Here is a 2,179-nt window from a genome sequence, read left to right on the forward strand (position 1 = left end):
ATAAAAAAATTAACAAGATTACTAAATTTTACTGTAAATTATGCTTAAATAAATGGATTAAACCATTGAAAAATAGGGTATTTAAATAATTTGCTTAAAAAAATTAAAAAATTTCACAAAAAGTGTTGACTAAAGTTAATAAAGCTAATATAATAGTATTTGTTGATACGGCAGAGAAAAAAGTCGAAACAACATCTCAGCAAAGATGATCCATTAGCTCAGTCGGTAGAGCACCTGACTTTTAATCAGGGTGTCCCGCGTTCGAGTCGCGGATGGATCACCATTTTTTTTGTAAGGCCCATTGGTCAAGCGGTCAAGACACCGCCCTTTCACGGCGGTAACAGGGGTTCGATTCCCCTATGGGTCACCAATATTTGGGATTATAGCTCAGCTGGGAGAGCACCTGCCTTACAAGCAGGGGGTCACAGGTTCGAGCCCTGTTAATCCCACCATATATGCGGCCTGGTAGTTCAGCTGGTTAGAATGCCAGCCTGTCACGCTGGAGGTCGAGGGTTCGAGTCCCTTCCAGGTCGCCAAATACACATTGCTAGTGTGGCTCAACGGTAGAGCAGCTGACTTGTAATCAGCAGGTTGTAGGTTCGATTCCTATCACTAGCTCCAAAAAAAGATGATCCATTAGCTCAGTCGGTAGAGCACCTGACTTTTAATCAGGGTGTCCCGCGTTCGAGTCGCGGATGGATCACCATTTTTTTTTGTAAAAATATAATATGGCCCATTGGTCAAGCGGTCAAGACACCGCCCTTTCACGGCGGTAACAGGGGTTCGATTCCCCTATGGGTCACCAGCATTTGGGATTATAGCTCAGCTGGGAGAGCACCTGCCTTACAAGCAGGGGGTCACAGGTTCGAGCCCTGTTAATCCCACCAGTAAACTCTTGGATTTTATCTAAGAGTTTTTTTGTGCCCAAAAAAGCTATATATACATAATGAATTCAGAGAAAACCGAGTTTTTATTATAAAAATGTATTATAACTTAAGAAGTATTTACAAATTATGTATAATAGTTATATAAACATATAAAAAATATATACAGGGGATATTATGATAGAAATAATTTTATGCGAAGATCAAATAGAACATCAAAAAAATATAGAAAGAAATTTAGAAAATATATTATGTGAAAAAAATATTGATTACAATTTAAACATATATTCAACTGGGGAAGAACTACTTAATAATTATAATCAAGGTGGGGATATATTTATACTAGACATTCAGATGGACGAGATAACTGGAATGGATGTAGCCAGAAAGATAAGAGAAATTGATAAAAATAAACCAGAAATAATTTTTACAACGTCACTTATTGAATACATACAAGAAGGATATGAAGTGAGGGCTTATAGATATTTACTAAAGCCTATACAATATGATGATTTTAAGAAGCATATTTTGAGTTGTATAGATGAAGTTATAAATAAAAGAGATAAATTTGTGTTAGTTGAAAATAAAAATGAAACTTACAAAATAAATATAGAAGATATAACTTATATTGAAATTCAAAGAAAAGATATGACTATACACACAGAAAATAAAATTTATGAAACTAAAATGACCATGGATAAGATTGAAAAAGAATTAAAAAATCATAATTTTTATAGATGCCATAAAAGTTTTTTAGTGAATATAAATTATGTAGAAAATATAAAACAATATGTAGCTATATTAGATAATAAAGAAGAGATTTTAGTTAGTAGGCATAGATTTAAAGATTTTAAGCATAAGTTTTTAAGTACCTTAGGAGAAAAATTATGTTAAATGTTGAATTGATGGGAAGGATAGCTACAGGGGCATGTCCATTTATTGAGTATTTTGTTCTTTTAAAAATATTGAACTGTTTAGAAGAAAGAAGATATGAAAAGAGATATTTGGATATAGTATTTTTGTTAATTGGTGCTTTGGACTCTATAATCTTATTTAGTAGAGAAACACAATACTATGGTTTTACAATGAATTTAAACTGGATATCTTTTATTTTATTTATAAAACTAAACTATAAAATAAGTAATTACAAAGTATTGTTATATTATTTAACTTATAATACAGTTCAATATGTAATTGGGCAATGGTTAATTTATATAGTTTTCTTTTTTGTAACAGGCCATTCTGAGTATGCTTCAACTACATCAGAATATAACTATAATATAATATTTATTATA

General features: G+C 31.8%; 2 protein-coding genes and 8 tRNA genes. All 10 read left to right on the top strand.

The annotated features are described in order from the left end of the window. Positions 1 to 207: 207 nt before the first annotated feature. Positions 208 to 283, top strand: a tRNA-Lys gene (locus VN21_RS06260). 12 nt (positions 284 to 295) lie between these two features. After that, positions 296 to 370, top strand: a tRNA-Glu gene (locus tag VN21_RS06265). A gap of 6 nt (positions 371 to 376) precedes the next feature. Next, positions 377 to 452: transfer RNA gene (locus VN21_RS06270), tRNA-Val, on the top strand. 7 nt (positions 453 to 459) lie between these two features. Further along, positions 460 to 536 (top strand) — tRNA-Asp (locus VN21_RS06275). A 10-nt stretch (positions 537 to 546) separates the two neighbouring features. Then, a tRNA-Thr gene (locus VN21_RS06280) sits at positions 547 to 621 on the top strand. Between the two features lie 9 nt (positions 622 to 630). After that, a tRNA-Lys gene (locus VN21_RS06285) sits at positions 631 to 706 on the top strand. A 24-nt stretch (positions 707 to 730) separates the two neighbouring features. Next, positions 731 to 805, top strand: a tRNA-Glu gene (locus VN21_RS06290). 6 nt (positions 806 to 811) lie between these two features. Continuing rightward, positions 812 to 887 (top strand) — tRNA-Val (locus tag VN21_RS06295). A 174-nt stretch (positions 888 to 1,061) separates the two neighbouring features. Continuing rightward, positions 1,062 to 1,778 carry a LytR/AlgR family response regulator transcription factor gene (locus tag VN21_RS06300; RefSeq protein ID WP_046822523.1) on the top strand — a complete coding sequence of 239 codons (717 nt, stop codon included), beginning with the start codon at positions 1,062 to 1,064 and terminating at the stop codon, positions 1,776 to 1,778. Continuing rightward, on the top strand, positions 1,772 to 2,179 hold a 408-nt coding region (locus VN21_RS06305; protein ID WP_046822524.1), incomplete at its 3' end, for a hypothetical protein. The genes VN21_RS06300 and VN21_RS06305, both read left to right, overlap by 7 nt.

It is taken from the genome of Paraclostridium benzoelyticum (assembly GCF_001006285.1).
In the GTDB taxonomy this organism is placed as follows: Bacteria; Bacillota; Clostridia; order Peptostreptococcales; family Peptostreptococcaceae; genus Paraclostridium; species Paraclostridium benzoelyticum.